General features: G+C 60.2%; 1 protein-coding gene. It reads right to left on the bottom strand.

The genetic code is table 11. The annotated features are described in order from the left end of the window. Positions 1–400: 400 nt before the first annotated feature. Positions 401–985, bottom strand: coding sequence for an HhH-GPD-type base excision DNA repair protein (locus ACIQTW_RS21805; protein ID WP_402941626.1), 585 nt, complete (start codon positions 983–985; stop codon positions 401–403). Between the last annotated feature and the right edge of the window lie 198 nt (positions 986–1,183).

Raw genomic sequence — 1,183 nt, 5'->3', positions numbered from 1 at the left:
GGTGTGGGAGAGTAGGACACCGCCGGACAACCATTAGGTAGAGACCCCCCAACCCACCACGGGTCGGGGGGTCTCCCACATTTAACAACCAAACCACAACAGAAGCCTCCACCACCCTGGAGGCTTCCCGCATTTAACGGAGAATCCTTGAATCCGACTGGTTTGTGTCGCAGTTCGCAGCAGAGGTAGAAAAACTTCAATCTCCAGCTGAGCGATGGTTGCACTCCTGGGCTGGTACACGAATTCAGTACCAGACAGGACAAGCCCCGCTTGATCCCTCCCCAACACTGTTTGCCCGCGGAAGAATGAAGGACTTCGAGCCCGCCCCAAGATGCTCCCCGTAGCGGGAAACGATCTATATTGGCCAAGGAAGTGCAGTGGTGACTAGGTCTTGGCCGGGTTACGCCTTCGCTGCTTTCGCGGCTGCCTTGGCCGCTTGCTTGCTGGCACGCACTTTGACCAGGGACTCAGGGTCCACAATGTCGGCGACTGAGAGGTAGGAGCCTTCCTCGCCATAGTGGCCGGCTGCTTCACGCCATCCGTCCGCTTGTAGTTCGCACTGTTTGCCCAACAACGCCAGGAAGATCTTTGCTTTCTGTTCCCCAAAGCCGGGCAAGGCCTTCAGCCGACGGAGTACTTCCGGACCATCGGGGTTTCCGCTGGTCCAGATAGCGGAGGCATCACCGTCCCATTCCCGATGTACTGTCTCGGCGAGGGCCTGGACCCTCGCGGCCATGGAGCCAGGAAATCTATGGACAGCGGGCCGTTCCTTGAACACTTCGACGAAGCCCGCAGGGTCGTACTCGGCGATCGTGCCGGGATCGAGGGAGCCCAGACGGGTCCGGATTTTTTCAGGACCGGCAAACGCCGACTCCATCGTGACTTGTTGATCCAGCAACATACCGGTCAACAACGCAAAGGCGTCGTCACTGAGCAGCTGGTCGGCGGCGGCATCTCCTGTGATGTGCAGTTCCATGCGTCCCATCCTCCCACCAGACAGGAGGCCCGTCATTTGGCGTCCACGCGGCGCTGTTTCGCCCGCTACTGCCGGCGCTGCACCGCACCGCTGAGGGGTGGTGTTCGACGGTGGTTTGGTGGGGTTTTGGGGGTGTGTGGGGTGGGGTTGGGGGTGGATTTGCGTTGGGGGTGTGGGGGGTGTATTGTTTTCTGAGTCGCCGGGTGC

It is taken from the genome of Paenarthrobacter sp. NPDC090517, from assembly GCF_044769165.1.
Taxonomy (GTDB): domain Bacteria; phylum Actinomycetota; class Actinomycetes; order Actinomycetales; family Micrococcaceae; genus Arthrobacter.
Note: the sequence above shows the minus strand (reverse complement) of the source record. Positions and strands in the feature narration are given on the sequence as shown.

What these genes read in the sequence shown, in the direction of transcription:
- ACIQTW_RS21805 (WP_402941626.1), bottom strand. Translation starts at nt 985, where the DNA reads ATGGGACGCATGGAACTGCACATCACAGGAGATGCCGCCGCCGACCAG.